Below are 25528 nucleotides of genomic sequence, written 5' to 3'. Positions count from 1 at the left end.
CTCAGACTCCGAGAAAGGCTTTCTGTACGAACGCGTCCCGCAGCAGTTCCTGGCCGGAGCCCGAGCGGATCACCGTGCCCTGCTCGAACACGTAGGCGTGGTGCGCCATCTTGAGCGCGAGCCGCGCGTTCTGCTCCACCAGGATCACGGAGATGCCCGTCTCCCGGTTCAGGCGCACGATGGCCTGCGCGATCTCGGACACGATCTTGGGCGCGATGCCCAGCGAGGGCTCGTCGAGCATCAGGATCTGCGGATGCGACATCAGCGCGCGGCCGATGGCCACCATCTGCTGCTCCCCGCCGGAAAGCGAGCCCGCAAGCTGGCTGCGGCGCTCCTGCACGCGCGGGAACAGCGCGCAGACCTGCTCCAGCGAGCGGTTGCGCGCCGCCGCCGAGCCGACGGTGTGCGCGCCGACCATGAGGTTCTCCCAGACGGTCATGCGCGGGAACAGCCGGCGCCCCTCGGGAGAGAGCGCCAGCCCCATCGAGACCCGCTGGGCCGGGCCGGTGGCGTCGATGCGCCGGCCGTCCATGTGGATGCTGCCGGCCGAGACCTTCTTAAGGCCCATCAACGCCTTCAGCGTGGTGCTCTTGCCCGCGCCGTTGGAGCCGACGAGCGCCACGATCTGGCCGGCCGGCACCGTGAAGCTGACGCCGTGCAGCGCCTCCACCAGCCCGTAGTGGACCACCACATCCTTGACTTCAACCGTGGGCATCTTCGTCCACTCCCAGATAGGCTTCGATCACCGCGGGGTTGTTGCGCACCTCGTCGGGCGTGCCCTGCGCGATCTTCTGTCCCTGCACGAGCACGATGATCTTTTCGCAGGTGTTCATCACCAGCGCCATGTGGTGCTCCACGAAGAGCAGCGAGATTTCGTGCCGGTCGCGCAGCGTCTTGAGCAGGCAGCCGAACTCGGCGCACTCCTCGGGGTTGAGGCCGGCGGCGGGCTCGTCGAGCAGCAGCAGCCGGGGCCGCGTGGCCAGACCGATGGCCACGCCAATGCGCTTCTGGTGACCGTAGGCCAACGCGCCGGCCACGTCGTCGCGGTAGGGCGCCAGGCCGGTGATCTCCAGCACCTCGTCCACTTCCTCGCGCACCTTGCGAAGCGCGCTGCGATAGCTGGCCGTCTGCGCGATCTGCGCCCAGATGGGCACGTCGAAACGCGCCAGGGCGCCCCGGTAGAGGTTCTCCTGCACGGTGGCGGCGGGGTACACCGTGGCCGACTGGAAGGTGCGCGCCAGCCCGTGGCGCACCACCTGGCTAGGCCGCATGCCCTCGATGGATTGGCCCGCGAACTGGATGCGGCCGGCCGACGGCGCCAGCGAGCCGCTGATCACGTTGAAGGCCGTGCTCTTGCCCGCGCCGTTGGGGCCGATCAGGCCGACGATCTCGCCCGCGTTGAGCTCGAAACTCAGATCCTTCACGGCGGCTAGGCCGCCGAAATAGCGGGACAGGCCATCCACCTTGAGCAGTGCGGTCATGCCTTGCCCCCCTTCCCTCGGAGCTTCGCGGCGATCCCCACGAGGCCGCCGGGCAGGAACTTGAGCACCAGGATCAGCGTGATGCCGTAGAGGATGTTCTGCGTCTCGATCGCGCTGCGGAACAGCTCGGGCAGCGGCGTCATGATGAGCGCGCCCAGGATGGGCCCCAGCACCGACGCGCGGCCGCCGATCACCAGCATGACGATGGCCGCCACGGAAATGTGCTGGTTGAACGACTCGGGCGAGACGAAGCCCAGGTAGTGCGCGAGCAGCGCGCCCGCGAAGCCGGCCATGGCAGACCCCAGCACGAACGCGAACATCTGCGTGCGCTGGATGCCGATGCCGCTGGCCTCGGCCAGTTCCTGGTTATCGCCCACCGCGTCCAGCGCCGTGCCCTGGGGCGTTCGAAACAGCGCGATCAGCAGCGCGATGGAAGCGAAGGCGCAGGCGGCCGCCAGCACGTAGAACGACGTCTTGGTGTCGAACGCAAGGCCGAGGATGGACGCGGGCGGAATGTTGGCGATGCCGTTGGCCCCGCCGGTGTAGCTGCCGCCTTCCAGCAGAAACAGCCGGAACAGCTCGCCGAAGCAGAAGGTCACCAGCACGAAGTACACGCCCTGCAGGCGCAGGATCACAGCGCCGAGCAAGAAGGCCACGGCAGCGGCGACGGCCACGCCGAGCGCCACCGACAGCAGGAAGGGCGCATGCCACTGGGTGGTGGCGATCACCGAGGCATAGGCGCCCATGCCCATGAACGCAGCATGGCAGAACGAGAGCTGCCCGGTGCGGCTGAGCAAGGAGAGCCCGTTGACGAAGATGATGTTCAGGCAGATCAGCACCGCCAGGTGCATATGGAACGGACTGCTGGTGAACAGCGGCAGTGCGAACAGGACCAGCAGGCCGGGCAGCCAGAGGCGCCAGCGCGCCTGGGGGGCTCCAGCGCCGGAATCGGGTGCGCGAGGCTTCATGGTCGAAATGGAGGAAGAGGCGTGCATGGCGTCAGCGTCCGGACTTTCCGAGCAGGCCCGAGGGGCGGAAGATCAGCATCAGGATCACGAAGCCGAAGAGCAGCATGTCCGACATGCTGCTGGACATGAAGGTGTTGGCCGCGCTCTCCACCACGCCCAGCAGCAGGCTGGCGAGCGCGGCGCCGGGAATGCTCCCCAGCCCGCCGAGGATCACCACGATGAAGGCCTTGAGCAGGGGCGTGGAGCCGATGCTCGGCGAGACCGAGAACACCGGCGCCATCAGCGCGCCCGCGACGGCCGCCAGCGCCACGCCGATGCCGAAGCCCAGCGGGTACATGAGGTGCGAGCGGATGCCCTGGGCGCTGGCGATCTCGGTGTCCTGCACCACGGCGCGCAGCGCCCGCCCGCCCTTGCTGCGCATGAGGAACAGGTAGAGCAGCACCAGCACGGCGATGGAGAAGGCCACCACGTACAGCCGCGACATGGGCAGCACGATGGGGCCGAGCGACACCACGCCCTGCGCCACGGGCGGCATGGACTGGGGGTCGGGCCCGAAGACCAGCAGGGCGCCGTTCTGCAGGACCATCGCCAGCCCGATCGTGCTGATCATCCCGTTGAGCTCGTTACCGCGAAAGCCCTTGAGCACCAGCACTTCGATGATCCAGCCCGCGACCAGGGTCACGGCGAAGGTGGCGAGCACCGCCGCTAGGAAAGGCAGCTGGAGCCGGGTGACACAGACGTAGGCGAGGAAGGCGCCCAGCATGTAGAACTCGCCATGCGCGAAGTTGACCACCCGCATGACACCGAAGACCAGCGTGAAGCCAATGGCCATCAGCAGGTAGAGCAACCCGATGATGAGGCCATTGGTCAGTGCCTGACCAATGAGGAATGTGAAATCCACGGCGGTACCCAGGTCCTGCGCTTACTTGCAGGCGGAGAGGGAGCAGGTGCTTTCGACCACCTCCTGCCCGTCCTGCACGCGCGCGACGTAGAACGGCGCGCTGATCTGGTGGTTGGAGCCGTAGACCTCCTTGCCCGTCCAGTTCAGGGTGCCCAGGATGCCCTTGAAGTCCTTGATGCCTTCGAGCGCCACGCGCACCTTGTCCGTGTCGGTGGCGGTGCCCGCCTGGCCCATGGCCTGGAACAGCATGCGCGTGCCGTCGTAGAACGCCGGGCTGAAGCCGTTCATGCGCTTCTTGTACTTGCCGAAGTAGCGCTCGGCATAGGCCTTGACCTCCGCATTCGCCGGATTGATCGGCGTGTTGACCAGCATGCCGTTGGTCGCGCCCGTGCCCGCCACGTTGACGATCTCGGCGGTGGCCGGGCCGCCGCTGCGGATGATGTGGCCCTTGAAGCCCAGCTCGCGCGCCTGCTTGACGATGAGGCCGGCTGTGCCGGGCGCGTTGCCGTCGAGCTCGATGGCGTCCACACCCTTGGCCATGATGCGGGTGAGCAGGGGCATCATGTCCACACGCTCGCGCTCGAAGAATTCCTTGGCATTCATCTGCGCGCCGGCCTTGGCGTAGGCCTTCTCCAGGTCCTGGGCGATCTGCTGGCCGGTCTCGTCGTTGGGGAAGAGCGCGCCCACTTTCTTGATGTTCTTGGCCTTGACGATCCAGTCGATCTGGGGCTGCGAGGTTTCCATCGTCGTCAGGTTGGGGCGGAAGCTGAACGGTTTGTCGGCCGCCAGCGCCTTGTCGGTGAAGCCCAGGGTCAGCATGACGACCTTGTTCTTCTCCATGATGGGCCCCACGGCCAGCGCCGCAGCCGATCCCACGGGGCCGATCACGTACTTGACCTTGTCCTCGAAGACCAGGCGGTTGGCGGCAGTGACGGCCTCGCCGGCCTGGTACTTGTCGTCGTAGGCGACGACCTTGACCTTGTACTTCCTGCCGCCCACGTCGAGGCCGCCCTTGGCGTTCACGTCATCGGCGGCCAGTTCGGCCGCATACAGCATGGCCTGGCCCCAAGCCGCGCCCGCGCCGGACAGCGTCACGATGGCGCCGATCTTGAGTTCTTCCTGGGCGAATGCGCCGCAGCCCACGCACAGCAGCGAGGCGGCAAGGATCTTTTTCATGGAGTGTCTCCTGGAGGTTGGTTGGGAGTTGGAAATGGCGTGCTGACGAGCGCCTCAGCGGGCCGCGATCTCGTCCAGCACAGGCAGGATGTATTTCCTGAATTGCGCGGGGTTCTCACTCATGGGGAAATGCCCCAGCTCCTTCATGACGGTCACCTTCGCGCCGGGAATGGTTTCGGCGGTACGGATCGAGTCCTCGGGACTGCAGGAGAAGTCGTATTCGCCCGTCAGCAGGTAGAGCGGCGTGGTGGCCGTATCGATGCCGCCCAGCTTGCCGCGCAGGTCGGAATCCACGCGGTAGAAATACAGGTCGCCCTTGAAGATCCCAGGGCCGCTCTGCTTGTATTGCCACAGGGTTTCATGGCGGTATTCGCTCGGGCTTTGCGGCGCGATCAGGCCGGACACCAGCGCGGCGCAAACCTCGCCGCCGTGCACGTCTGGGCGGTTCAGCCAGCTCGTGTCGTACCAGGGCTGCTGATGGTCGGCGCTCTCCAGGCCGATGAGCGCCCGGAATTCGGCGCCGTGGGCATGCGCCAGCTGCAGCACGATCCGCCCGCCGATGGAGCAGCCCATGACCACCGGCCTGTCCAGCCCCAGCGCGGCGCTGAACGCGCGGATCGTGGCCACGTAGCGCTCGGTGGTGAGCTCGTAGTCCCGCTCGTGGAAACCGACGGGGGGATAGGACTTGCCGTGCCAGGGCATGTCGAAGGCGATAACGCGAAACCTGTCCGTGACGCCGGCGTCGTTGAGCAGGTGGCGGAACTGGCGGCCATCGGAGCCGGCCGTGTGCAGGCACAGCAGGGGAATGCCCTGGCCGCATTCCTCGAAATAGATGCGGCATGTCTCCCCCAGGACATCCACGTGGATGTATCGGCCGACGATGGGCTCAATGCGGTCTTTCATCTGGTTTCTCCTCGCTGATTTCAAGCGTCCGCAGGCACGTGGCGCGGCATTTCCAGCACGTCCTTGAGGTACTGCAGATGCGAGAACAACAGCCTGGTGTCCCCCTCGATCACCATCTCGCCCCGCTTGTGCAAGGCGAACAGGTCGTGCCAGCCGGGAGGAGGCACCTTTTCCCAGAGGCGCTCCCAGGCCTTGGCCGTCCCCTGCACAAAGAGCGCGCACGGATGGAACAGCGCGAACCGCTGCGTGACTTCGACGACTTCGCCCTGGTGGATACGCAGCAGGAACCGCGCCGTTCCGACGACGATGACGAGGTCGGCCGTCAACGCCCTGCCCCGATGCACGAGGCAGGCGTTCGCGTTGACGTGCGGCGCGAGCGAGGCGAACCGCTCGGCCAGGGATGTGTGCGTGGTGTGTGAGCTCATGCCGTTGCGTCCAGATGGTTCAACCGATCCCCGGCAGAAGGGGCGCCGCGGTCATGGTGTATTTCACGTTCATGTTGTCTTCTGCCTTAACTTTGTTATGTTCTACCAAAAAGAATTAAAGTTCTCTTTTTCAGTTTTCAAGAAAGTCATTTGCCAGTCAACCCATTGCCGATAGGGGTTAACCCGGAAAGCAACCACGCCTTCATGCCTCTGAAATGGATATCTTGTTGCCCAAGATAGAATTGCCCGTCCATCCATCACCCAAAGCCTGCATGCCAGCCCCGACTTCCACGGAGCCCTCGGACAAGAGCGACGGTGTCGCCGCGGTCGATCGCGCGCTGCACATCGCCACAGCGCTGGCGAACTCGCCCCAGGCGCTTACGCTCACGGAACTCTCTAACGTCACCGGGATGTACAAGAGCACGCTGCTGCGCCTGCTGGCCTCGCTGGAGCGTGCCGGGCTGGTCACCCACCGCGCGGACAAGCGGTATGCGCTGGGGCCGCTGGCCTTCGTGTTCGGCCGCTCGTTCGAACAGGTGCACGGCCTGCAAGGCGCCATCCAGCCCATCCTGCAGTGGCTGGTAGAACAGGGCACGGAGAGCCCGTCGTTCCACGTGCGCCACGACCAGAGCCACCGCCTGTGCCTCATGCGCATCGACTCCAATCACTCGACGCTGGATCGCGTGCGCACCGGAGACCTGCTGCCCCTGCACAAGGGCGCCGCCGGCAAGGTGATCACCACCCTGGAGCAGGGCTCGCAGGCGCAGACCGCGGCCGCTGGCGATCTCGTCTTCACATCGTTCGGCGAGCGCGATCCCCTCTGCGGCGCCATCGCGGCGCCGGTTTTCGGCCCTTCGGCCTCGCTGCTCGGCGCGATTTCGGTGTCGGGGCCGCTGGAGCGGTTTTCCGAGCTCGCGGTGCAGCGCATGAAGACCCTCGTCCTGGCCGCGGCCCAGCGCGCCACGCACAGCCTGGGCGGGAAGTGGCCGAGCGCCTCCTGACTCCCCCCACCCTCCCGGAGCACACCTGACCGCTGCGCCAGGCGGGATGCGCCCTCGCGCGCAATCCATAGCGCCCGGCAATTTTCAGAACTTCAGTTCCATCAGTAGAAACACTAAGCCTTTACGTCGAGTTTGTCCGCGAAAATTCAAAAATAGAATTTTTGTTCTGTCAGAGGAAACTAGAAAGGTCCCAGATGCTTGAACACAAGCCCATGCTGATCGCGGGGAAGGATGCGCCGGGCGAGGACGGCATTGCCCCGCTGGTCTCCGTCAATCCGGCGACGGGCGCAACCAACCATGAAGTGGCCGCCGCAGGGCCGCGCGCCGTGGACGAGGCCGTCCGCAGCGCGGCGCAGGCCTGCAAGGCCGGCGCCTGGACGCAGATGCTGCCGATGCAGCGCGCGCGCATCCTGTTCGGCATCGCCGACCGCATGGAGCGCGACGGCGACCACCTCGCGCGCCTGCAGATGCTCGAGAACGGCAAGGTGTGGAGCGAATGCGTCAAGCAGGTCAAGAGCGCCGCCGCCACCTTCCGCTACTACGGCGCGGTCTGCGAGACCACGGGCTCCGAGGTGACGCCGGCGCGCGGCAACTACCTTTCCATGACCGCCTACGAGCCCTATGGCGTGGTGGCGGCCATCACGCCGTGGAATTCGCCGCTGACGATGGAGGCGCAGAAGATCGCCCCCGCGCTGGCAGCGGGCAACGCGGTCGTGCTCAAGCCCTCGGAGGTCACGCCCTCGACCGGCCTGGCCGTGGGCCGCATCGCGCTGGAGGCCGGCCTGCCGCCGGGGCTGCTGAACGTGCTGCCCGGCACCGGGCACGACGTGGGCGCAGCGCTCGTCGCGCACCCGCTGGTGCGCATGGTGTCGTTCACGGGCGGCACGGAGAGCGGCCGGCGCATCGCCGAGGTGGCCGCGCGCAAGCTCATGCCCGTGGCGCTGGAGCTGGGCGGCAAGTCGCCGCACATCGTCTTCGCCGATGCCGACATCGACGCCGCCGTGGCCGCCGTGGCCGACGGCATCTTCGAGGGCAGCGGCCAGTCGTGCGTGGCCGGCTCGCGCCTGTTCGTGCAGCGCTCCGTGCACGATGCGGTGGTGCGCAAGCTCGTGGAGCGCGCCCGCTCGCTGCGCGTGGACCTGCCCGATGCGGCCGGTGCCGAGATGGGCCCGCTCGCCACCTTCGCGCACCGCGACAAGGTCGAGCGCATGGTGGCGGACGCGCGCACGGCTGGTGCGCAGATCCTCGCGGGAGGCGCGCGGCCCGGCGCGGCGGCGCTGGCGCGCGGCGCCTACTACCTGCCCACGGTGATCGGCGGCATCGACAACCGCGCCGCCATCGCCCAGCAGGAAATCTTCGGCCCAGTGCTCTGCGTGCTGCCGTTCGACGACGAGGAAGACCTCATCGCCCAAGCCAACGACAGCGCCTTCGGCCTCGCCTCGGGCGTCTGGACAGCCGACTACCAGCGCGCCTGGCGCGTCGCGCGCGCGCTGGAGGCGGGCACCGTCTGGATCAACACCTACAAGCAACTGTCCATCTCCACACCCTTCGGCGGCTTCAAGGAAAGCGGCATCGGGCGCGAGAAGGGCGCCTCCGGCATGCGGCTGTACCAGCAGCCCAAGGGCATCTATTTCGGCATGGCATGAACGGCCAACAGGAAAACCACACATGAGCAACACCACCAGCCAAGTGATCGGCTTCATCGGACTGGGCGTGATGGGCGAACCCATCTGCCGCAACCTCGCGGTGAAGACCGGCGCCCGCGTGATCGCGCACGACCTCGACGCCGCCCCGCTGCAGCGCCTGGCCGCGCACGGCGTGCAGGCCGCGCCCAGCGCCGCGGCCGTGATGCAGGCGGCCGACGTCGTCTTCCTCTCCCTGCCCTCGGGCGAAGTCGTCGCGCAGCTGTGCCGCCAGGACGGCGGCCTGCTGGCCTCGGCCCGCGCGGGCCAGACCATCGTGGACCTGAGCACCTCGCCCGTGGACACCACGCGCGCGCTGGCCGGCGAATTCGCGGCCCTGGGCGCGCGGTTCGTGGACGCGCCCGTGGCGCGCACCCGCGCCGCCGCCGAGGCGGGCACGCTCGCGGTGATGGTGGGCGCCGCGCCCGAGGTGTTCGAGGCCGTCAAGCCGCTGATCGCCACCTTCGCCTCCGACATCGCGCTGTGCGGTCCCGTGGGCTGCGGCCAGGTGCTCAAGATTCTCAACAACATGGTGCTATTCGAGACCGTGGTGGCCGTGAGCGAGGCCAAGGCCATCGGCGAGAAGGCCGGAGTCGATCCCAACGTGCTGTTCGACACGCTCTCGAAGGGCTCGGCCGACAGCTTCGCGCTGCGCAACCACGGCATGAAGGCCGTGCTGCCCGGTGAGTTCCCCGAGCGCGCGTTCTCCGTGCTCTACGCGCGCAAGGATCTGAAGTACGCGCTGCAACTGGCGCGCGACGCGGGCGTGGACGCGCGCGGCGCGGCCGTCGTCGATGCCTGGTTCCAGCAGGCCATCGACAGCGGCCTGGGCGAGAAGTACCACCCCGTCATCAGCCGGCTGATCGCCGGCCAGCGCTGAAGCGCGCAGGAGAGAGACATGCACCCCATCATCACCCGCCGCGGCGCACTGCGCTACGCCCTGGCCGCCGCATGCGCGCCCGGCCTGGCCTTCGCCCAGGAAGCGCCGTTCCCTTCCACCAACGTCCACCTCGTCGTGCCCTACGCGGCAGGCGGCGCCACCGACATCGTGGCCCGCGCGGTGGCCGACAAGCTGGGCCCGCGCTGGGGCAAACCGGTCGTCATCGACAACAAGCCCGGCGCCGGTACGACCCTGGCCGCCGCGCAAGTCGCACGAGCCCCGGGCGACGGCCACCTGCTCTACATGACCACCTCGGCGCACACCATCAGCGCTGCCCTGTACAAGAAGCTCGACTACGACCCGCTGGCGAGCTTCGCCGCGCTCACGCTGGTCGCCAAGGTGCCGCTGGTGCTCGTCGTGCGGCCCAGCCTGGACGTCTCGACGCTCGACGAGTTCACCCGCTACGTGCGCGCCAACCCGGACAAGGCGGCCTACGCCTCGCCCGGCAACGGCACGGCCCAGCACCTCACGGGCGAGATGTTCAACGCCGCGATGAAAACGCGCATGGTGCACGTGCCCTACAAGGGCGACGCGCCGGCCATCACCGACCTGCTGGGCGGTTCGGTGGACGCGATGTTCGCCACACTCACCGTGGTGCTGCCGCACATCGCCTCGGGCAAGCTCAAGGCCATTGCGCTGGCCAACGGCAGCCGCATCGAGAAGGTGCCCGCCATTCCCACGTTCGCCGAGGCGGGGCTCCCGAACTTCGAGGCCGCCACCTGGTTCGGCGTGCTCGCGCCCGCATCGCTGCCCAAGGGCCTGCGCGAGCGCATCAGCCGGGACATCCGCGCGGTGGTGGACCAGCCCGACCTGCGCGCGCGGCTGATCGACCTTGGCAGCGAAGTCGTTTCCAACACGCCCGCGGCATTCGAGGCCTTCATGCAGGCCGAGTCGGCCAAGTGGCAAGGCATCGCCCGCCAGTCCGGCGCGGTGATCAATTAGCGCGCCATGGTTCAGCGGGGCCGGTGCAGCGCCAGCCCCGGCGCGTCCAGCGCCGCGCGCAGGATGCGCCCGTGCGTGGAGTCGGTCACGTAAAGCTGGCGCCGCCCCTCCCCACCGAAGGCCAGGTTGGTGGTGGAGCTGCCCGGCGCGCCGCGCAGCACCAGCACCGGCTCGGCGCGGCCGTTGAGCACCCAGACGTAGCCCAGGCCCGGGTTGGCGACGAGCACGCGGCCCTCGGCGTCCACCGCCAGGCCGTCCGGGCCGCTGGGGCCGTGGGAGGTGAAAAACTGGCCCACCTTGGCCACGCTGCCGTCGGGCAGCAGGGGCACGCGCCACACGCAGTTGCCGCGCGTGACGGCCAGGTACAGCACGCGCTCGTCGGGCGACAGCGCCACGCCGTTGGGGCTGGGCACGTTGGCGAGCAGCAGGTCCAGCTGGCCGCTGGGCCGCAGGCGGTACAGGCGCCCGCTGGGGTCGTGCAGGCCGCTCTGTCCCTGGTCGGTGAAGTACAGGTTGCCGGCGCTGTCGAAGATCAGGTCGTTCACGCCCTTGAAGCGCTCGCTGTTGCGCCGCTCCAGGTAGGGCGTGACCTTGCCGCTCGCCACGTCCAGGCGCATCAGGCCGTTCTTGTAGTCGGTGATGAGCAGCGTGCCGGCATCCAGGAACTTCATGCCGTTGGGCTCGCCGTCGTACTCGGCCACCAGGGTCCAGGCGCCCTGCGCGTCGATGCGCAGGATGCGGCCCCAGGGGATGTCGGTGACGTAGAGGTTGCCGGCGTCGTCGAACACCGGGCCTTCGAGGAACGAGTCCGTCACCGCGCCGCCGCGGTTGGCGTCGGCCCAGGCGCTGCGCTGGCGGCGGCGCAGCGGCTCGGGCATGGAGGTGAACAGCTCCAGTTCGCGAACTTCGGGGGCTTGCAGCAGAAACATGGGGGAGTCCTTTCAAAAGCCGTACAGGCGCGCCGGGTTGTCCACGAGGATGCGGTCCATCGCCGCGTCCGATCCGGCCCAGGCACGCAGCAGGTCCACCAGGCCGGCATCGTTCACGGTGCCCGGCGCCTCGGTGGTGTGCGGCCAGTCGCTGCCCCACACCAGGCGCTCGGGCGCGGCGCGCACCAGCGCCTGGGCGAGCGGCAGCGTATCCGCATACGCGGGCGCGGTCGAGCGCATGTAGGCGCCCGAGAGCTTGACCCAGGCATTGCCGCCGTCCAGCAGCCGGCGCAACGCGCCATGAGCTTCTGCACGCTGCCCCTGGGCCGGATCGATGCGGCCCAGGTGGTCCACCACCAGCGGCACGGGCAGCGCTGCGAGCACGCTCTCCAATGCCACGATCTGCTCCGGATGCATGAAGACCTGGATGTGCCAGCCCGGCAGGCGCGCCGCCTTGCGCGCCAGCGTGGCCAGCATCTGCGGCGTGGTCTCGCCCCAGGATTGCGGCGAGACGAAGTTCACGCGCAGCCCGCGCACGCGGCGCGCGTGCAGGCGGTCGAGCTCGGCGTCCTGAACGTCTTGCGCCACCACGGCCACGCCGCGCGCATCGTCGCCCAGTTGATCGAGGGCATCCAGCGTGCAGGCGTTGCCGGTGCCGTAGGTGGATGGCGTGACCACCACCGCGCGCCGCGTGCCCAGGCGCTGCTGCAATTGCCGGTAGGCGGCCACGGGCGCGTCGGGCGGCTGGCGCCGCCAGTGCGGCGATGGGGCGAAGCGCGGGTCGAAGATGTGCATGTGGCTGTCGCAGGCCAGCGGCGGCAGCGTGCGCGCGGGCCGGTTCAGGCCCACGGAGTGCGGCACGGGCGCGGAGAGCAGGGGCTGCGCCACGGGCCTTAATCCAGCTTAATGTGGCCCTTGCGCACCACCTCGCCCCATTTCGCGTCTTCCTTCTTGAGGAAGGCGGCGAACTCGGCCGGCGTGGAGCCGATGGGCTGCGCGCCCATGTCGGCCAGGCGCTGGCGCACCTCGTCCTCCTGCAGCACTTCGGCCAGCGCCTTGTGCAACTGCGCGGCGATGGGCGCGGGCGTGCCCGCGGGCAGGAACATGCCGTTCCACTCATAGGCCTCGTAGCCGGGGATGGCCGCCTCGGCCACCGTGGGCACATCGGGCAGGCGCCTGGAACGCTCGGGCGAGGACACGGCCAGCGCGCGCAGCTTGCCGGCCGCGATATGCGGCGCGGTGGCGGCCACGGTGCCGAACATGAAGTCCACCTGCCCCGCCATCACGTCGGTGATGGCCGGGCCGCCGCTCTTGTAGGGCACGTGCACCATGTCCAGGCCGAGCTTCTGGCGGAAAAGCTCCGCCGCCAGGCGCTGCACCGTGCCGCTGCCGCCCGAGGCAAAGTTGAGCTTGCCCGGCTCCGCCTTGGCCTTGGCGATGAGATCGCCCACGCTCTTGAACGGCGCGCTGGCCGGCACGATCAGCACGTTGGGTGCCAGCAGCACCAGCGACAGCGGCTGCAGCGCGTTGGCCGCATACGGCATCTTGGGGAACAGATGCGGGTTGATGGAATACGGCGTGGCGTCGTAGAGCATGGTGTAGCCGTCGGCCTGCGCCTTGGCCACGTAGCCCGCGCCAATGGTGCCGCTGGCGCCGGCCTTGTTGTCCACGATCACGCTGCCGCCGAGCCTGGTGCCCAGGCGGCTGGCGATCACGCGGGCCACGGCATCGGCCGCGCCGCCCGGCGCGTAGGGCACGACGATGGTGATGGGCCGCTCGGGGAACGCGGCGTGCGCGGCGAGGGCGATGCAGGCACAGGCGGCCAACAGGTATTTCTTGAGGGATTTCATGGGGTCTCCACGGCTGAAAACAAAAACAGGAATGGCGGACTTCTTTTCTTGCAGTCATCCATGCTTGGCGGGATAGCCACCCGCCTGCGCGAAGCAGGCGCCGGACGCTATCAAGTGCGTAGCTGCCAGCGCTTGTCCAGCAAGCGCCAGAGGCCTATTTTTCTTGAAACTCATAGGACTCTCCTCAGTTATCCATGGCGCTGCGCATGCAACTCTGCGCTCCCGCTTGCGAGGGAGGGTTGGGGTGGAGGCAGTGGCATGGCGCGGGCCCTCACCCCCGCCCTCTCCCAGAGGGAGAGGGAGTGAATGCCCGTGCGCGGTAGTGCATGCAGTGCCCGGTTTCACTTCAATCCATGCGAATGCCGCTGGTGCGGATCACGCCGGCCCATTTGGCGGTCTCGGTCTGCACGAAGGACTTGAACTCCTGCGCGCTCGACCCCACGCCCTGCACGCCCAGTTCGGCGAAGCGCTTCTTCATCTCGGGGCTGGCGACGATGGCGCGGGTCTCGGCTTCCAGGCGCTGCAGCACCGGCTGCGGCGTGCCCGCGGGTGCGAACAGGCCGTTCCATTCGTTGACCTGGAAGCCCGGCAGGCCCGCTTCGGCCACCGTGGGCACCTGCTCCCAGCCCGGCGTGCGCTGGACGGAGCTGATGGCCAGCGCGCGCAGCTTGCCGCTTTTGACGAACGGGCCGCTGGCCGTGGTGGCGCTGAACATCAGGTCCACCTGGCCACCGATCAGGTCGGTGAGCGCGGGCGCGCCGCCGCGGTAGGGAATGTGCGTCATGGACACCTTGGCGCCCTGCTTGAACAGCTCGCCCGCCAGGTGCTGCGCGCCGCCGTTGCCGGCCGATGCGTAGGTGAGCTGCCCCGGCCGGGCCTTGGCGGCCTGCACCAGGTCGGCCACGGTCTTGAGCGGCGACACGGCGGGCACCACCAGCAGCAGCGGCGCCTGCATGACGAGCGAGATGGGCGCGAAGTCCTTGGCCGCGTCGAACGGCAGCTTGGCGAACAGGCTGGGGTTGACGGTGAAGGCCGTGGCGTCCAGCAGCAGCGTGTAGCCGTCGGGCGCGGCCTTGGCGACGGCCGCCGCGCCGATGGTGCCGCTGCCACCCGGGCGGTTGTCCACCACCACCTGCTGGCCCAGGCGGGCCGACAGCTGCGTGGCCAGCAGCCGCGCGGTGTTGTCGGCATTGCCGCCGGCCGGGTACGGCACGACGAGCTTGATGGGCCGCTCGGGCCAGTTCTGTGCCTGCACCGGCAGACCTGTCGCTACCAAAGCAATAGCTGCCAGTGCCTGATGGATAAGCGCCAGGCGCCGATTCTTATTGAATTGCATGTCTGTCTCCTTGGGAGTCAGCGGTCAGCGCGCCAGCACGGCCAGCGCGTTGCGCGCGGCGCCCAGGCCCATGTTCACGTAGGCGTCGCTGGTCACGCCGCCGATGTGCGGGCTGAGGATGAAACCCGGCTGGTGCTGGAACGGATGGCCGGCAGTCATGGGCTCCACGGCGAAGCTGTCCAGCCCCGCCATGCGCACCTGGCCGCTCTGCACGGCGGCGAGCAGCGCGGCCTCGTCGATCAAGCCGCCGCGCGCGGTGTTCACTACGATCACGCCCTGCTTGCAGCGTGCCAGCGTGCCGGCGCCCAGCAGGTGGCGGTTGTCGTCGGTCAGCGGGCAGTGCAGCGAAATCGCGTCGCTCTCGCGCCAGATCGTTTCCAGGTCGGCGGGCTGCACGTAGTCGGGCAGGTTCTTGGCGAAAGGGTCGAAGCCAAGCACGTGCATGCCCAGCGCATCCACCATCTTCGCGAAGCGCAGGCCGATGGCGCCCAGGCCGATGAGGCCGATGGTGCGGCCAGAGAGCTCCAGGCTCTTGTGCGTGGCCTTGTCCCAGTGGCCCGCGTGCATGCGCTCGTTGAGCTGGGGCACGGACTTGGCGCAAGCCAGCAGCAGCGCCAGCGCCTGCTCGGCCACGGCGGCGGCGTTGGCGCCCACGGCGGCCACCACCTCGATGCCGCGTACCTTCGCGGCCGCCTTGTCGATGGTGTCGGTGCCGCTGCCGTGCTTGGAGATCACCTTGAGCGACGGCGCCGCGTCCATGGCCGCCGCGCCCACCTTGCTGTAGCGCACGATGATGGCCACGGGGTCGTGCCGGCGGCACAGGGCGACGATGTCGTCCTCGGTGGGCGACCGGCCGGCGTAGACGATTTCGTAGTCAGCCAGCAGCGCGAGCGCCTGGGGCGCGAGGTCGGCCGCCGTGATGAGGATGGCGGGGCGGCTCACAGTTCCTCCCCTTCTTTCAGTACGCCGGCGGCGCGCAGCGCGGCGGGCAGCCACTTGGAGGCCGTGTCGCCACGTGCGATGGCCTCGATGCGCGCGGCCTCGTCGGCCACCTTCTTCACCGCCAGGGCCATCATCGCGGGCGCCTTGGCCCGCTCGATCACGACCACGCCGTCGGCATCGCCCACCACGAGGTCGCCGGGGAACACCGACGCGCCGGCGCAGGAGATGGGGTGATTGATGCGCCCGGGCACGAACTTGGTCGGGCCCGCGGGGTTGAAGCCCGCGCTGAAAACGGGAAAGCCGAGCTCCAGCAGTTCCAGCTTGTCGCGGATGGCGCCGTCCACGATCACGCCGCCCAGGCCGCGCTTCTTGCAGGCGCTGAGCATCAGCGTGCCCATGAGGGCGGCGGTCTGGTCGCCCTTGCCGTCGATCACGAGGATGTCGCCCGGCTGCGCGAGCGCTATTGCCGCGTGGATCATGAGGTTGTCGCCGGGGCGCACCTCGACGGTGAAGGCCGGGCCGGCGAGCTTCATGCGCTCGTGCACCGGCGCCACGCGGGCGTGCAGGGTGCCGCGGCGGCCCGCCACGTCGGCGAGGATGGCGGCCTGGAAGGTGCCGGCCTGCTGGACGACTTCGGCGCTCACGCGCTCGAAGCTGCGGATGACTTCGGGGAGTTGGCTCATGGTGGTTCCTTGGAGGAGAAAGAGGGAGAAATTCAGTCGGCCTTGATGTTTCCGTCGCGGATCACCTTGGCCCATTTGGTGGAGTCGGCCTTCTGCAGCGCAGCGAGCTGCCCAGGCGTGCCGCCCACGAGGGTGATGCCGAGCTTGTCCGCCAGCGCGGTGACGGCCGGGTCCTTGAGCGCCTTGGCGATCTCGGCGTTCAGGCGCTGCACGATGGCGGCCGGGGTCCTGGCGGGCACGAACACGGCGTGCCACTGCTCGACCACGAAGTCCTTGAGGCCCGCCTCGCCCATCGTGGGCACCTGCGGCAGCGCCGGCAGCCGCTGGGCCGAGGTGACGGCCAGCGCGCGCAGCTTGCCCGCCTGCACGTGCGGCAGCGCGGCGGCCGCGGGCGCGAACATGAACTGCACCTGGCCGCCCAGCGTGTCCTGCAGCGCCGGCGTGTCGCCCTTGTAGGGCACGTGGATGAAGCGCGCGCCCGTCTGCTGCTGCAGCAGCTCGGCCTGCATCTGCAGGATGGTGCCGTTACCGCCCGAGGCATACGCCAGCTTGCCCGGCTGCGCCTTGCCGGCCGCGACGAGATCGGCCACGCCCTGGAACGGCTGGCCTGCGCCCACCACGAGGATGTGCGGGATCGTGCCGAGGGTGATCACGGGCTCGAAGCCCGCGATGGGGTCGTAGGGCAGCTTGCCCATGAGGTGCGGCGCGATGGCCTGCGGGCCGATCGTGGTGCCCAGCAACGTATAGCCATCGGGCTGGGCGCGCGCGACGAAGGCCGCGCCTATGGTGCCGGTGGCGCCGGGCTTGTTGTCCACGATCACCGTGGTACCCAGAGCCGGGCCCAGGCGCTGCGCGATGCTGCGGCCCAGCACGTCGGTGCTGCCGCCGGGCGGGTACGGCACCACGTAGGTGATGGTCTTGCCGCCGGGCCATTCCTGCGCCAGCGCGGGGCCGGCGGCCAGCGCCACGCCCAGGGCTGCGAGCAGGCGGCGGCGGGTAGCGGAAAAGTCGTGTGCACTCATGGGAATGAGTCTCCTGTCGGGTTCAAAGAGGGGGAAAGCCGTAGAGCGCCTGCGGGTTGTCCACCAGCACGCGCCGCAGCGGCACAAAGGCCAGACGCGTCCAGTCGTGCAGGCGGTCGATCTGCCGCGCGTCGTCGGGCATGGGCTGCAACCCGGCCGAGGCGGTGGCGTGGGGCCAGTCGCTGCCCCAGAGCACGCGCTCGGGCGCGCAGCGCAGGTAGCTCGCGGCCAGCGGGTCGAGCGCGGGGTCTTCCACCGTGTGCAGCGCGCTCACGATGTAGCCACCCGAGAGCTTGATCCACGCCCGCCCGGCCTGCAGCAGCTCCAGCAGCAGCGCGTGCGCCGCCTGCCCCTGCGCGCCCGGCGCGATGCGCCCGAAGTGGTCGAACACCAGCGGCACGGGCAGGCGCCGCAGCACGCCGGCCTGCGCCGCGAGCAGCTCGGGCGCCATCAGCAGCTGCAGGTGCCAGCCCAGCGGCGCGATGCGGCGCGCCAGCGGCTCCAGCATGTCCGCCGTACCCGACACGCCCAGCGACAGGTTCAGCCGCACGCCGCGCACGCCGGCATCGTGCAGGCGCTGCAGCTCGGCGTCGATCTCGCCACCCCCGATCACGGCCACGCCACGCGCCTGGGGGCCGAGCGCGGCCAGGCCGTCGAGCATGCAGCGGTTGTCGGTGCCGTAGGTGGACGGCGTGACCAGCACCGCGCGCGTGGTGCCGAGGCGCCGCTGCAGCGCCCGGTAGTCATGCGCCGAGGCGTCGGGCGGCAGCAGCTTCGCGCCGGGGGCAGCGGGGTAGCGGCGGTCGTACACGTGCACGTGGCAGTCGCAGGCGCCGGCGGGCAGCGCCACGCCCGGCGTGCCGGTGCCGGCCGAGAAAGCGACGGGCTCGCGCATGGGCCGCTCAATCGAGGCTCGCGCCCGAGTCCTTGACGATCTTGCCCCAGCGCGGCACCTCTGCGCGCAGAAGCTGGTCGAACTGCTCGGGCGTGCCGCCCAGCACGTCGCCGCCTTCGGAGCGCAGCTTCTCGGCCACTTCGGGCTGCTTCAGGGCCTCGTTGATGGCCTTGTTGAGCTGCTGCACTATCGAGGCGGGCGTGCCCGCGGGAGCGAGGACGCCAAACCAGGTCACGGCGTCGAAGCCACGATAGCCCGACTCGGCCAGCGACGGCGTGTCGGGCAGCTGGGCCGAACGCTTGAGGGAGGTGACGACGATGGGCCGCAGCTTGCCGTTGCGCACCTGGCCCAGCAGCGTGGGCACCGAGGACATGTACAGGTCGATCTGCCCGCTCACCAGGTCGGTCATGGCCTGGGCCGCGCCCTTGTAGGGGATGTGGCGCAGCTTGATGCCGGCCGCGTTCTCCGCGAGCTCGCCGGCCAGGTGCGCCACCGTGCCGTTGCCCGAGTAGCCCAGCGTGATGCCGTCGGGCTGCTTCTTGGCGGCGGCCACCACGTCGGCGAAGGTCTTGAACGGCGTGTTCGCCGGCGCGGCCATCACGATGGGCGAGGACGAAACGAGCGCCACCGGCACCAGGTCCTTGAGCGGGTCGTAGGGCAGCCTGGGGTACAGCGTGGGGTTGATCGCGAGGTTGCTCGTCTGGCCCATGACGAGCGTGTAGCCGTCGGGCGCGGCCTTGGCCGCCGCGTCCACACCCAGGTTGCCGCCGGCGCCGGGGCGGTTGTCCACGATCACGCTCCACTTGTTCTGGTCGGCGACCTTCTGCGCCACGGTGCGCGCGATCATGTCGGTGCCGCCGCCGGGCGGGAACGGCACGATGAGGCGGATCGGCTTGGCCGGGTAGGCGGCCTGCGCCAGTGCGCCGGTGGCGGCAGCAAGGCCGAGCGCGGCGGCGCACAGCGAGCGCGAGAGGGTGCGTGCAAGCATGGGTTGTCTCCTGTTGGTGATGCGAAAAAGGCGCCTGCCGGCATACTCCCGGCATTGGGGTGCGACTTTAGGCAAACGTTTCAACCCATACAATTGCGTTCCATACAATGCAACGTATTGCGCCATGAGCAACCCCCCAGCCCCCTCGAAGCCCGCCGACGGCGGCGTGATCGCCGTCACCCGCGCCCTGCAACTGCTCGAAGCCTTCGCGGTAGGCGAATCGCACCTGTCGCTGGCGGAGCTCAGCCGCCGCGCAGGCCTGCACAAGACCACAGTGCTGCGCCTGGCGCGTACGCTGGCGCAGTCGGGCTACATGGTCCAGCGCGAGGACGGCGACTGGCGCCTGGGCCCGGCCGCGGGCTGGCTGGGCGCGCGCTACCAGGCGGGCTTCGACGTGCAGAACGTGCTGGAGCCCGCGCTGCGCGAACTCACGCAGACCAGCGGCGAGAGCGCGGCCTTCTACGTGCGCGAGGGCAACGTGCGCACCTGCCTCGTGCGCGTGGAAGGCCCGCAGGCGCTGCGCCACCACGCGCGCATGGGCGAGGGGCTGCCGCTGGACAAGGGCTCGCCGGGGCGCGTGATCCTGGCGTTCTCGGGCGAGCCGGGCGAGGTCTACGAGGAGATCCGCCGGCGGGGCTACCACTGGTCGATCGGCGAGCGCGAGCAGGGCGTGGCCACCGTGTCGGCCCCCGTCTTCGGGCGCAACTGGCGGCTGCTGGGCTGCGTGTGCATCTCGGGCCCGCAGTCGCGGCTGCCGCAGGAAAAGCTGGAGGCGCTGGCGCAGACCATCATCAAGACGGCGAACCAGCTGTCCTACGCGCTGGCCGGCAAGGCGGCCAGCACGGCGGCGCAGGTGCCGGGCGTCTGGCATCCGTGACCGCCCCCGGCCCGCGGCCTATACACTCGCCCGGCCATCGCGTGTCCACCGCACCCGTCCATCCCATGCTGCATTACCACACCATCCCCGTCACCGCCTTCCAGCAGAACTGCTCCCTCGTCTGGTGCGACCAGACCATGGATGCGGCCGTGATCGACCCTGGCGGCGATCTGGACGTGCTGCTGGCCGAGGCGAAGCGGCGGGGCCTGCACCTGAAGGCCATCTGGCTCACGCACGCGCACATCGACCACGCGGGCGGCACGGGGGAGCTGGCCCAGCGCCTGGCGCTGCCCATCATCGGCCCGCACGAGGGCGACCAGTACTGGATCGACGGCCTGCCCCAGCAGGGCCAGATGTTCGGCTTTCCGCCGGCGCTGCATTTCACGCCCACGCGCTGGCTGCACGACGGCGACACCGTCACCATCGGCCGCGAGACCCTGCACGTGCGCCACTGCCCGGGCCACACGCCGGGCCACGTGGTGTTCCACGCGCCGCAGGTCGACCGCTGCTTCGTGGGCGACGTGCTGTTCGCGGGCAGCATCGGCCGCACGGACTTCCCCGGCGGCAACCACCAGCAGCTGATTGACAGCATCACCCAGCGCCTGTGGCCCATGGGCGACCAGACGGTGTTCATCCCCGGCCACGGGCCGGAGAGCACCTTCGGGCGCGAGCGCCGCAGCAATCCCTACGTGGGCAACACCTGAATGTTTTGATAGCTGTCAGCGCTTGCCAGGCAAGCGCTACAGGCATTTTTTACGTATGAACCGGTCAGCGCCCCAGTTCCTTGGCGCTGACGCCCGCGATGCCCCAGTTCTCCTTGGGCACGTCGTGGATCCAGACGCGCACGTTGGCCGGCGGCGCGCCCACGGCATCGACGAGGGCCTGGGTGACCTTCTCGATCACGGCCTTCTTCTGCTCCTCGGTGCGGCCTTCGATCATGTAGATCTGTGCGAATGGCATGGTGTGTTGCTCCGTGAAGAAAAGGGTCAGTCGGCCTTGATGCCGAGCTTGCGGATCAGGTCGCCCCAGCGCCGGTTCTCGGCGCGGATGAACTCGGCGAACTGCTGCGGCGTGGTCACGCGCAGGTTGCCCGAGATGTTGTCGAAGGCGGCGCGCGCCTCGGGCGCGGCGGAGCCCGCGGCCCAGGCGTCGTGCAGCTTGTCCACGACGGCCTGCGGCGTGCGCGCCGGCGCGACCAGGCCGAACCAGGTCTCGACCTCGAAGCCGGGGTAGCCGGACTCGGCCACCGTGGGCACGTCGGGCAGCGCCTTGGCGCGCTGCGGCGACGTGACCGCGATGGCCTTGAGCTTGCCCGCCCTGACATGCTGCAAGGTGGTGGCGAGCGAGCTTTCCATGCTCATCATGACGGTGCCCGAGAGCAGGTCGGGCACGATCTGGCTCGAGCCCTTGTACGGCACGCCGGTGAGCTGGATGCCGGCCACCGACTGCAGCAGCTCGGCCGCCAGGTGGTTGCTGGTGCCGATGCCGGACGTGGCATAGCTGAGCTTGCCGGGGTTGGCCTTGGCATAGGCCACCATGCCCTTGAGGTCCGAGAACGGCGCCGCCGGGTGGATGACGAGCGCGCACGGCGTGGTGCCCACGAGCGAGATGGGCACGAAGTCCTTCTCGACGTTGAACGGCACGCTGCTGTACAGGTGCGGCGCGATGGCCAGGCTGCTGATGGCCGTGAGGCCGATGGTGTAGCCGTCGGGCGCGGCCTTGGCCACGGCGTCGGTGCCGATGTTGCCGCCCGCGCCGGCCTTGTTCTCGACCACGAACTGCTGGCCCAGCCTGTCGCCCATGGCCTTGGCCGCCGTGCGGCCCATGACGTCGGTCGGCCCGCCGGGCGGGAACGGCACGATCATGCGCACGGGCTTGGCGGGATAGCCGGCCTGCGCCCAGGCCGGGGCCAGGCCCGCCAGCGCGGCGGCGGCCATGAAGTCTCTTCGCTGCATTGCTTGTCTCCTTGCGTCGTCGTACGGGTTGCGCCAGTGCTCAGGCGAAGCGCAGCGACACGCTGCCCATGCCCTGCACGCGCAGGCTGACGTTGTCGCCGGCCTGCACGGACACGGCCTCGGTGACGCCGCCCGAAAGGATCATGCTGCCCGCCGGCAGCTCCTGGCCGCGGCGGCCCAGGTGGTTGGCGAGCATGGCGATGGCCGCGGCCGGGTGGCCCAGCACCGCGGCCCCGGCGCCCAGGGCCACGGGCTGGCCGTTCTTCTCCAGCACGATGCCGCAGGTGCGCAGGTCCACGCGCTCGGGGCGCTGCGCCTGGCCGCCGACGACGAAGCGCGCCGCCGAGGTGTTGTCGGCCACCACGCTCTTCAGGTCGAACTTGAAGTCGCGGTAGCGGCTGTCGATGACCTCGATGCCGGGCAGCACGAAGTCGGTGGCCGCCAGCACCGCGCCGATGTGGCAGCCCGGCCCCTTGAGCGCGTGCTTGAGCACGAACACGATCTCGGGCTCCACCTTGGGGTGGATGAGCTCGCGGGTCTGCACGGTGCCCCCCTCGGGCACGCAGTAGTCGTCCACCAGGAAGCCGAAGACCGGCGATTCCACGCCCATCTGCTTCATCTTGGCGTGCGAGGTCAGCCCCGCCTTGAGGCCGACCACGCGCGCGCCGCGCGCCAACTTGCGCTGCAGGATGGCGTCCTGGATGGCGTAGGCGTCATCCCAGTCCATGCCGGGGTGCTCGTCGGTGATCTTGGGCGTGTCGCGCACCTGCAGCTGGCAGTTCTCCAGGTGCTCGGCGAGCTGGGCGATGGTGGCTTGGTTCAATGCCATGGCGATAGTCCCTTGTCCCGTGCGTCCCGTGCCTCAGGCGGCGACCTTGATGCCGCGCTCGCGCGCCATGGTCAGGGCCGTGTCCTCGATCATGTCTTCCTGGCCGCCGACCATGCCGCGCCGGCCCAGCTCCACGAGCAGGTCGCGCGCGGGGATGCCGTACTTCTTCTCGGCGCGCTTGGCGAACAGCAGGAAGCTGCCGTACACGCCGGCGTAGCCCAGCGTGAGCGCGTCGCGGTCGATGCGGATGGGGAAGTCCATCAGCGGCACCACCAGGTCCTCGGCCACGTCCTGGATCTTCCACACGTCCACGCCGGTCTGCAGGCCCATGCGGTCGAGCACGGCCACCAGCACCTCCATGGGCGTGTTGCCCGCGCCCGCGCCCAGGCCGGCGGCAGCGGCGTCGATGCGGTTCGCGCCGGCTTCGATGGCGGCGATGGAGTTGGCCACGCCCATGGCCAGGTTGTGGTGGCCATGGAAGCCCAGCTCGGTCTCGGGCTTGAGCGCGGCGCGCACGGCGGCGATGCGCTCCTTCACCTGCTCGGGCAGCAGGTAGCCGGCGGAGTCGGTGACGTAGATGCAGTTGGCGCCGTAGCCCTCCATCAGCCGGGCCTGCTTGACCAGGCCGGAGGCAGAGTTCATGTGCGCCATCATCAGGAAGCCCACGGTGTCCATGTCCAGCTTGCGCGCGGCCGTGATGTGCTGCTCGCTCACGTCGGCCTCGGTGCAGTGCGTGGCCACGCGGATGGTGTGCACGCCCAGGCCGTGCGCCATCTTCAGGTGGTCCACGGTGCCGATGCCGGGCAGCAGCAGGGCGCTGACCTTGGCCTGCTTCATGAGCGGGATCACGGTGCCCAGGTATTCCTCGTCGCTGTGCGCGGGAAAGCCGTAGTTGACCGATGCGCCGCCCAGGCCGTCGCCGTGGGTGACCTCGATCAGCGGCACGCCGGCCGCGTCCAGGCCCTGGGCCACGCTTTTCATCTGCTCCAGCGTCATCAGGTGGCGCTTGGGGTGCATGCCGTCGCGCAGCGTCATGTCGTGCAGGGTGATTTTCTTGCCGTTGAATGTCATGGTGCGGCCCTCCTTCATGCAGCCACGGGTTGGAAGGCGAGGCGGCCGGCGAGCATTTCCTCGGCGAACATCTCGGCGGTGCGCGCGGCGGCGGCGGTCATGATGTCCAGGTTGCCGGCGTACTTGGGCAGGTAGTCGCCCAGGCCCTCGACCTCCAGGAACACCGAGACGCGCTTGCCGTCGAACACCGGGCCGTTCACCAGCTTGTAGCCGGGCACGTATTTCTGCACCTCGGCCAGCATGGCGTGGATGCTTTGCGTGATGGCCTCGCGGTCCGGCTCCTCCTCGGTCAGGCAGTGCACGGTGTCGCGCATGATGAGCGGCGGGTCGGCCGGGTTGATGACGATGATGGCCTTGCCTTTCTTCGCGCCGCCCACCTTCTCGATGGCGCCGGCGGTGGTGCGCGTGAACTCGTCGATGTTCTTGCGCGTGCCCGGGCCGGCGGAGCGGCTGGAGACGGTGGCCACGATCTCGCCGTAGGCCACGGGCTGCACGCGGCTTACCGCCACCACCATGGGGATGGTGGCCTGGCCGCCGCAGGTGACCATGTTGACGTTGGTCTCGCCGCGGCCCAGGTGCTCCTTCAGGTTCACGGGCGGCACGCAGTACGGGCCGATGGCGGCGGGCGTGAGGTCGATCATGAGCGCGCCCTGCGCATTCACCTTGCGCGAGTTCTCGGCGTGCACGTAGGCGCTGGTGGCGTCGAAGACGATCTGCACGCCGTCCTGCTTCATGTGCGGCACCAGGCCGTCCACGCCCTCGTGCGTGGTCTTGATGCCCATCTCGCGCGCGCGCTTGAGGCCGTCGGACTCGGGGTCTATGCCCACCATCCACACGGGTTCCAGCACCGGGCTGCGCTGCAGCTTGGCGAGCAGGTCGGTGCCGATGTTGCCGGGCCCGATCAGGGCGCATTTGATTTTTTGGTTCATGGAAGTCTCCTTGCAAATTCAGACGAAACGAACGCTGCAGCCGCCGATGCCGCCGATGGTCACGCGCAGGTTGTCGCCGGCCTGCACCGGCACCATGATGCCCAGCGAGCCCGACAGCACCACCTCGCCCGCCTCCAGCGCGATGCCCAGGCGGCCCAGGGTGTTCGCCAGCCAGGCCACGGCGTTCGCCGGGTGGCCCAGCGCGGCGGCGCCGGCGCCGGTGGCGACGATCTCGCCGTTCTTCTCCAGCACCATGCCGCAGGTGCCCAGGTCCACGTCGCGCGGGTCCACCAGGCGGTCGCCGAGCACGAACACGCCGCAGCTGGCGTTGTCGGCCACGGTGTCCTGGATCTTGATCTTCCAGTCGCGGATGCGCGAATCGACGATCTCGAAGCAGGCCATCACGCCCTCGGTGGCGGCGAGCACGTCGGCCGCCGTCACGCCCGGGCCTTGCAGCGTCTTCTTCAGCACGAAGGCGATCTCGCCCTCGGCCTTGGGCTGGATCAGCGTATCCGCGGGAATCGCCTCGCCCTCGTTGTAGACCATGGCGTCGGTGAGCCAGCCGAAGTCGGGCTGGTACACGCCGAGCATGTCCATGACGGCCTTGCTGGTCACGCCGATCTTCTTGCCGACGACCTTCTCGCCCGCGGCCAGGCGGCGCGCCAGCATGCGCTGCTGGATGGCGTAGGCGTCCTCGATGGTCAGGCCGGGGTGGCGGTTGGAGAGGGGCTCCAGCACCTGGCGTTGCCTCAGGGCCTGGTACAGCTCCTCGCCGAGCTGTTCGTGCAGTGGTGTGTTCATAG

Annotated in this window: 28 protein-coding genes; 6 read left to right on the top strand and 22 right to left on the bottom strand. The window is 69.2% G+C overall.

The genetic code is table 11. The features are described from left to right. Window position 1 precedes the first annotated feature (1 nt). From ALIDE2_RS01530 to ALIDE2_RS01500, 7 genes are read right to left on the bottom strand one after another with little or no spacing between them, the layout of a single operon-like run. The gene (locus ALIDE2_RS01530; protein WP_013517276.1) at window positions 2-715 is read right to left on the bottom strand and encodes an ABC transporter ATP-binding protein; all 714 of its coding nucleotides are present in this window, start codon (window positions 713-715) and stop codon (window positions 2-4) included. Then, window positions 702-1481, bottom strand: a complete 780-nt coding sequence (locus ALIDE2_RS01525) for an ABC transporter ATP-binding protein (RefSeq protein ID WP_013721231.1) — start codon at window positions 1479-1481, stop codon at window positions 702-704. The genes ALIDE2_RS01530 and ALIDE2_RS01525 overlap by 14 nt, the downstream gene beginning before the upstream one ends. Further along, the gene (locus ALIDE2_RS01520) at window positions 1478-2449 is read right to left on the bottom strand and encodes a branched-chain amino acid ABC transporter permease (RefSeq protein ID WP_238530084.1); all 972 of its coding nucleotides are present in this window, start codon (window positions 2447-2449) and stop codon (window positions 1478-1480) included. Before ALIDE2_RS01520 ends, ALIDE2_RS01525 begins: the two co-directional genes overlap by 4 nt. Window positions 2450-2480: 31 nt before the next feature. Further along, entirely contained in the window at window positions 2481-3350 is an 870-nt protein-coding gene (locus ALIDE2_RS01515; RefSeq protein WP_013517273.1) for a branched-chain amino acid ABC transporter permease, read from the bottom strand. 21 nt (window positions 3351-3371) lie between these two features. Next, entirely contained in the window at window positions 3372-4526 is a 1155-nt protein-coding gene (locus tag ALIDE2_RS01510; RefSeq protein ID WP_013517272.1) for an ABC transporter substrate-binding protein, read from the bottom strand. A 54-nt stretch (window positions 4527-4580) separates the two neighbouring features. Next, window positions 4581-5429, bottom strand: coding sequence for an alpha/beta fold hydrolase (locus tag ALIDE2_RS01505; RefSeq protein ID WP_013721229.1), 849 nt, complete (start codon window positions 5427-5429; stop codon window positions 4581-4583). Window positions 5430-5449: 20 nt separating this feature from the next. Then, window positions 5450-5854: a hypothetical protein gene (locus tag ALIDE2_RS01500; RefSeq protein ID WP_013517270.1), complete on the bottom strand. Its 405-nt coding sequence runs from the start codon at window positions 5852-5854 to the stop codon at window positions 5450-5452. Window positions 5855-6126: 272 nt separating this feature from the next. Here ALIDE2_RS01500 and ALIDE2_RS01495 point away from each other — a divergent pair, with 272 nt between their 5' ends. The 4 genes from ALIDE2_RS01495 to ALIDE2_RS01480 all read left to right on the top strand — a co-directional run bounded on the left by ALIDE2_RS01495 (window position 6127) and on the right by ALIDE2_RS01480 (window position 10419). Beyond that, complete coding sequence (locus tag ALIDE2_RS01495) at window positions 6127-6855, top strand: IclR family transcriptional regulator (protein ID WP_013721228.1); 729 nt, start codon at window positions 6127-6129, stop codon at window positions 6853-6855. 194 nt (window positions 6856-7049) lie between these two features. Continuing rightward, window positions 7050-8501 carry an aldehyde dehydrogenase gene (locus ALIDE2_RS01490; protein WP_013721227.1) on the top strand — a complete coding sequence of 484 codons (1452 nt, stop codon included), beginning with the start codon at window positions 7050-7052 and terminating at the stop codon, window positions 8499-8501. Window positions 8502-8523: 22 nt separating this feature from the next. After that, window positions 8524-9417, top strand: coding sequence for an NAD(P)-dependent oxidoreductase (locus tag ALIDE2_RS01485; protein ID WP_013517267.1), 894 nt, complete (start codon window positions 8524-8526; stop codon window positions 9415-9417). Between the two features lie 18 nt (window positions 9418-9435). Continuing rightward, window positions 9436-10419, top strand: a complete 984-nt coding sequence (locus ALIDE2_RS01480) for a Bug family tripartite tricarboxylate transporter substrate binding protein (RefSeq protein WP_013721226.1) — start codon at window positions 9436-9438, stop codon at window positions 10417-10419. An 11-nt stretch (window positions 10420-10430) separates the two neighbouring features. Here the strand turns inward: ALIDE2_RS01480 and ALIDE2_RS01475 are convergent, their stop codons facing one another. The 9 genes from ALIDE2_RS01475 to ALIDE2_RS01435 form a co-directional block, all read right to left on the bottom strand. Next, window positions 10431-11348: an SMP-30/gluconolactonase/LRE family protein gene (locus ALIDE2_RS01475; RefSeq protein WP_013721225.1), complete on the bottom strand. Its 918-nt coding sequence runs from the start codon at window positions 11346-11348 to the stop codon at window positions 10431-10433. 12 nt (window positions 11349-11360) lie between these two features. Further along, a complete protein-coding gene (locus ALIDE2_RS01470; protein ID WP_013517264.1) occupies window positions 11361-12236 on the bottom strand; it encodes an amidohydrolase family protein in 876 nt (291 codons plus the stop codon). A gap of 5 nt (window positions 12237-12241) precedes the next feature. Next, window positions 12242-13198 carry a tripartite tricarboxylate transporter substrate binding protein gene (locus tag ALIDE2_RS01465; RefSeq protein WP_013517263.1) on the bottom strand — a complete coding sequence of 319 codons (957 nt, stop codon included), beginning with the start codon at window positions 13196-13198 and terminating at the stop codon, window positions 12242-12244. Window positions 13199-13544: 346 nt separating this feature from the next. Next, complete coding sequence (locus ALIDE2_RS01460) at window positions 13545-14534, bottom strand: Bug family tripartite tricarboxylate transporter substrate binding protein (protein WP_013517262.1); 990 nt, start codon at window positions 14532-14534, stop codon at window positions 13545-13547. Between the two features lie 24 nt (window positions 14535-14558). After that, complete coding sequence (locus ALIDE2_RS01455) at window positions 14559-15476, bottom strand: NAD(P)-dependent oxidoreductase (protein ID WP_013517261.1); 918 nt, start codon at window positions 15474-15476, stop codon at window positions 14559-14561. Next, entirely contained in the window at window positions 15473-16159 is a 687-nt protein-coding gene (locus ALIDE2_RS01450; RefSeq protein ID WP_013517260.1) for an RraA family protein, read from the bottom strand. Before ALIDE2_RS01450 ends, ALIDE2_RS01455 begins: the two co-directional genes overlap by 4 nt. Window positions 16160-16191: 32 nt before the next feature. Next, entirely contained in the window at window positions 16192-17181 is a 990-nt protein-coding gene (locus ALIDE2_RS01445) for a Bug family tripartite tricarboxylate transporter substrate binding protein (protein ID WP_013721224.1), read from the bottom strand. A 22-nt stretch (window positions 17182-17203) separates the two neighbouring features. Further along, window positions 17204-18076 carry an amidohydrolase family protein gene (locus ALIDE2_RS01440; protein WP_013517258.1) on the bottom strand — a complete coding sequence of 291 codons (873 nt, stop codon included), beginning with the start codon at window positions 18074-18076 and terminating at the stop codon, window positions 17204-17206. Window positions 18077-18083: 7 nt separating this feature from the next. Beyond that, the gene (locus tag ALIDE2_RS01435) at window positions 18084-19064 is read right to left on the bottom strand and encodes a tripartite tricarboxylate transporter substrate binding protein (protein ID WP_013517257.1); all 981 of its coding nucleotides are present in this window, start codon (window positions 19062-19064) and stop codon (window positions 18084-18086) included. 124 nt (window positions 19065-19188) lie between these two features. On the opposite strand from ALIDE2_RS01435, the gene ALIDE2_RS01430 reads away from it, so the two are divergent. Next, window positions 19189-19941, top strand: coding sequence for an IclR family transcriptional regulator (locus ALIDE2_RS01430; protein WP_013517256.1), 753 nt, complete (start codon window positions 19189-19191; stop codon window positions 19939-19941). Window positions 19942-20006: 65 nt separating this feature from the next. Then, window positions 20007-20645 carry an MBL fold metallo-hydrolase gene (locus ALIDE2_RS01425; protein ID WP_013517255.1) on the top strand — a complete coding sequence of 213 codons (639 nt, stop codon included), beginning with the start codon at window positions 20007-20009 and terminating at the stop codon, window positions 20643-20645. Window positions 20646-20709: 64 nt separating this feature from the next. On the opposite strand, the gene ALIDE2_RS01420 is transcribed toward ALIDE2_RS01425, so the two are convergent. The 6 genes from ALIDE2_RS01420 to dmpE are packed head-to-tail and all read right to left on the bottom strand — an operon-like array spanning window position 20710 to window position 25526. Then, window positions 20710-20901 (bottom strand): 2-hydroxymuconate tautomerase, encoded by a 192-nt coding sequence (locus ALIDE2_RS01420; protein WP_013517254.1) that lies wholly within the window; start codon window positions 20899-20901, stop codon window positions 20710-20712. A gap of 26 nt (window positions 20902-20927) precedes the next feature. Beyond that, window positions 20928-21896 (bottom strand): Bug family tripartite tricarboxylate transporter substrate binding protein, encoded by a 969-nt coding sequence (locus ALIDE2_RS01415; RefSeq protein WP_013517253.1) that lies wholly within the window; start codon window positions 21894-21896, stop codon window positions 20928-20930. Between the two features lie 40 nt (window positions 21897-21936). After that, complete coding sequence (gene dmpH / locus ALIDE2_RS01410; RefSeq protein ID WP_013517252.1) at window positions 21937-22725, bottom strand: 2-oxo-3-hexenedioate decarboxylase; 789 nt, start codon at window positions 22723-22725, stop codon at window positions 21937-21939. Window positions 22726-22758: 33 nt separating this feature from the next. Further along, complete coding sequence (gene aphG / locus ALIDE2_RS01405; protein ID WP_013517251.1) at window positions 22759-23796, bottom strand: 4-hydroxy-2-oxovalerate aldolase AphG; 1038 nt, start codon at window positions 23794-23796, stop codon at window positions 22759-22761. 14 nt (window positions 23797-23810) lie between these two features. Beyond that, a complete protein-coding gene (locus ALIDE2_RS01400) occupies window positions 23811-24725 on the bottom strand; it encodes an acetaldehyde dehydrogenase (acetylating) (protein WP_013517250.1) in 915 nt (304 codons plus the stop codon). Window positions 24726-24743: 18 nt separating this feature from the next. Beyond that, window positions 24744-25526, bottom strand: coding sequence for a 2-oxopent-4-enoate hydratase (gene dmpE, locus ALIDE2_RS01395; protein ID WP_013517249.1), 783 nt, complete (start codon window positions 25524-25526; stop codon window positions 24744-24746). Window positions 25527-25528 lie beyond the last annotated feature (2 nt).

This window comes from Alicycliphilus denitrificans K601, from assembly GCF_000204645.1.
GTDB lineage: Bacteria > Pseudomonadota > Gammaproteobacteria > Burkholderiales > Burkholderiaceae_C > Alicycliphilus > Alicycliphilus denitrificans.
Note: the sequence above shows the minus strand (reverse complement) of the source record. Positions and strands in the feature narration are given on the sequence as shown.

What these genes read in the sequence shown, in the direction of transcription:
- ALIDE2_RS01435 (WP_013517257.1), bottom strand. Translation starts at nt 19,064, where the DNA reads ATGCTTGCACGCACCCTCTCGCGCTCGCTGTGCGCCGCCGCGCTCGGC.
- ALIDE2_RS01525 (WP_013721231.1), bottom strand. Translation starts at nt 1,481, where the DNA reads ATGACCGCACTGCTCAAGGTGGATGGCCTGTCCCGCTATTTCGGCGGC.
- ALIDE2_RS01495 (WP_013721228.1), top strand. Translation starts at nt 6,127, where the DNA reads ATGCCAGCCCCGACTTCCACGGAGCCCTCGGACAAGAGCGACGGTGTC.
- ALIDE2_RS01530 (WP_013517276.1), bottom strand. Translation starts at nt 715, where the DNA reads ATGCCCACGGTTGAAGTCAAGGATGTGGTGGTCCACTACGGGCTGGTG.
- ALIDE2_RS01450 (WP_013517260.1), bottom strand. Translation starts at nt 16,159, where the DNA reads ATGAGCCAACTCCCCGAAGTCATCCGCAGCTTCGAGCGCGTGAGCGCC.
- ALIDE2_RS01430 (WP_013517256.1), top strand. Translation starts at nt 19,189, where the DNA reads ATGAGCAACCCCCCAGCCCCCTCGAAGCCCGCCGACGGCGGCGTGATC.
- ALIDE2_RS01400 (WP_013517250.1), bottom strand. Translation starts at nt 24,725, where the DNA reads ATGAACCAAAAAATCAAATGCGCCCTGATCGGGCCCGGCAACATCGGC.
- aphG (WP_013517251.1), bottom strand. Translation starts at nt 23,796, where the DNA reads ATGACATTCAACGGCAAGAAAATCACCCTGCACGACATGACGCTGCGC.
- ALIDE2_RS01465 (WP_013517263.1), bottom strand. Translation starts at nt 13,198, where the DNA reads ATGAAATCCCTCAAGAAATACCTGTTGGCCGCCTGTGCCTGCATCGCC.
- ALIDE2_RS01460 (WP_013517262.1), bottom strand. Translation starts at nt 14,534, where the DNA reads ATGCAATTCAATAAGAATCGGCGCCTGGCGCTTATCCATCAGGCACTG.
- ALIDE2_RS01475 (WP_013721225.1), bottom strand. Translation starts at nt 11,348, where the DNA reads ATGTTTCTGCTGCAAGCCCCCGAAGTTCGCGAACTGGAGCTGTTCACC.
- ALIDE2_RS01490 (WP_013721227.1), top strand. Translation starts at nt 7,050, where the DNA reads ATGCTTGAACACAAGCCCATGCTGATCGCGGGGAAGGATGCGCCGGGC.
- ALIDE2_RS01505 (WP_013721229.1), bottom strand. Translation starts at nt 5,429, where the DNA reads ATGAAAGACCGCATTGAGCCCATCGTCGGCCGATACATCCACGTGGAT.
- ALIDE2_RS01445 (WP_013721224.1), bottom strand. Translation starts at nt 17,181, where the DNA reads ATGAGTGCACACGACTTTTCCGCTACCCGCCGCCGCCTGCTCGCAGCC.
- dmpH (WP_013517252.1), bottom strand. Translation starts at nt 22,725, where the DNA reads ATGGCATTGAACCAAGCCACCATCGCCCAGCTCGCCGAGCACCTGGAG.
- ALIDE2_RS01480 (WP_013721226.1), top strand. Translation starts at nt 9,436, where the DNA reads ATGCACCCCATCATCACCCGCCGCGGCGCACTGCGCTACGCCCTGGCC.
- ALIDE2_RS01425 (WP_013517255.1), top strand. Translation starts at nt 20,007, where the DNA reads ATGCTGCATTACCACACCATCCCCGTCACCGCCTTCCAGCAGAACTGC.
- ALIDE2_RS01415 (WP_013517253.1), bottom strand. Translation starts at nt 21,896, where the DNA reads ATGCAGCGAAGAGACTTCATGGCCGCCGCCGCGCTGGCGGGCCTGGCC.
- ALIDE2_RS01440 (WP_013517258.1), bottom strand. Translation starts at nt 18,076, where the DNA reads ATGCGCGAGCCCGTCGCTTTCTCGGCCGGCACCGGCACGCCGGGCGTG.
- ALIDE2_RS01485 (WP_013517267.1), top strand. Translation starts at nt 8,524, where the DNA reads ATGAGCAACACCACCAGCCAAGTGATCGGCTTCATCGGACTGGGCGTG.
- dmpE (WP_013517249.1), bottom strand. Translation starts at nt 25,526, where the DNA reads ATGAACACACCACTGCACGAACAGCTCGGCGAGGAGCTGTACCAGGCC.
- ALIDE2_RS01500 (WP_013517270.1), bottom strand. Translation starts at nt 5,854, where the DNA reads ATGAGCTCACACACCACGCACACATCCCTGGCCGAGCGGTTCGCCTCG.
- ALIDE2_RS01520 (WP_238530084.1), bottom strand. Translation starts at nt 2,449, where the DNA reads ATGAAGCCTCGCGCACCCGATTCCGGCGCTGGAGCCCCCCAGGCGCGC.
- ALIDE2_RS01420 (WP_013517254.1), bottom strand. Translation starts at nt 20,901, where the DNA reads ATGCCATTCGCACAGATCTACATGATCGAAGGCCGCACCGAGGAGCAG.
- ALIDE2_RS01510 (WP_013517272.1), bottom strand. Translation starts at nt 4,526, where the DNA reads ATGAAAAAGATCCTTGCCGCCTCGCTGCTGTGCGTGGGCTGCGGCGCA.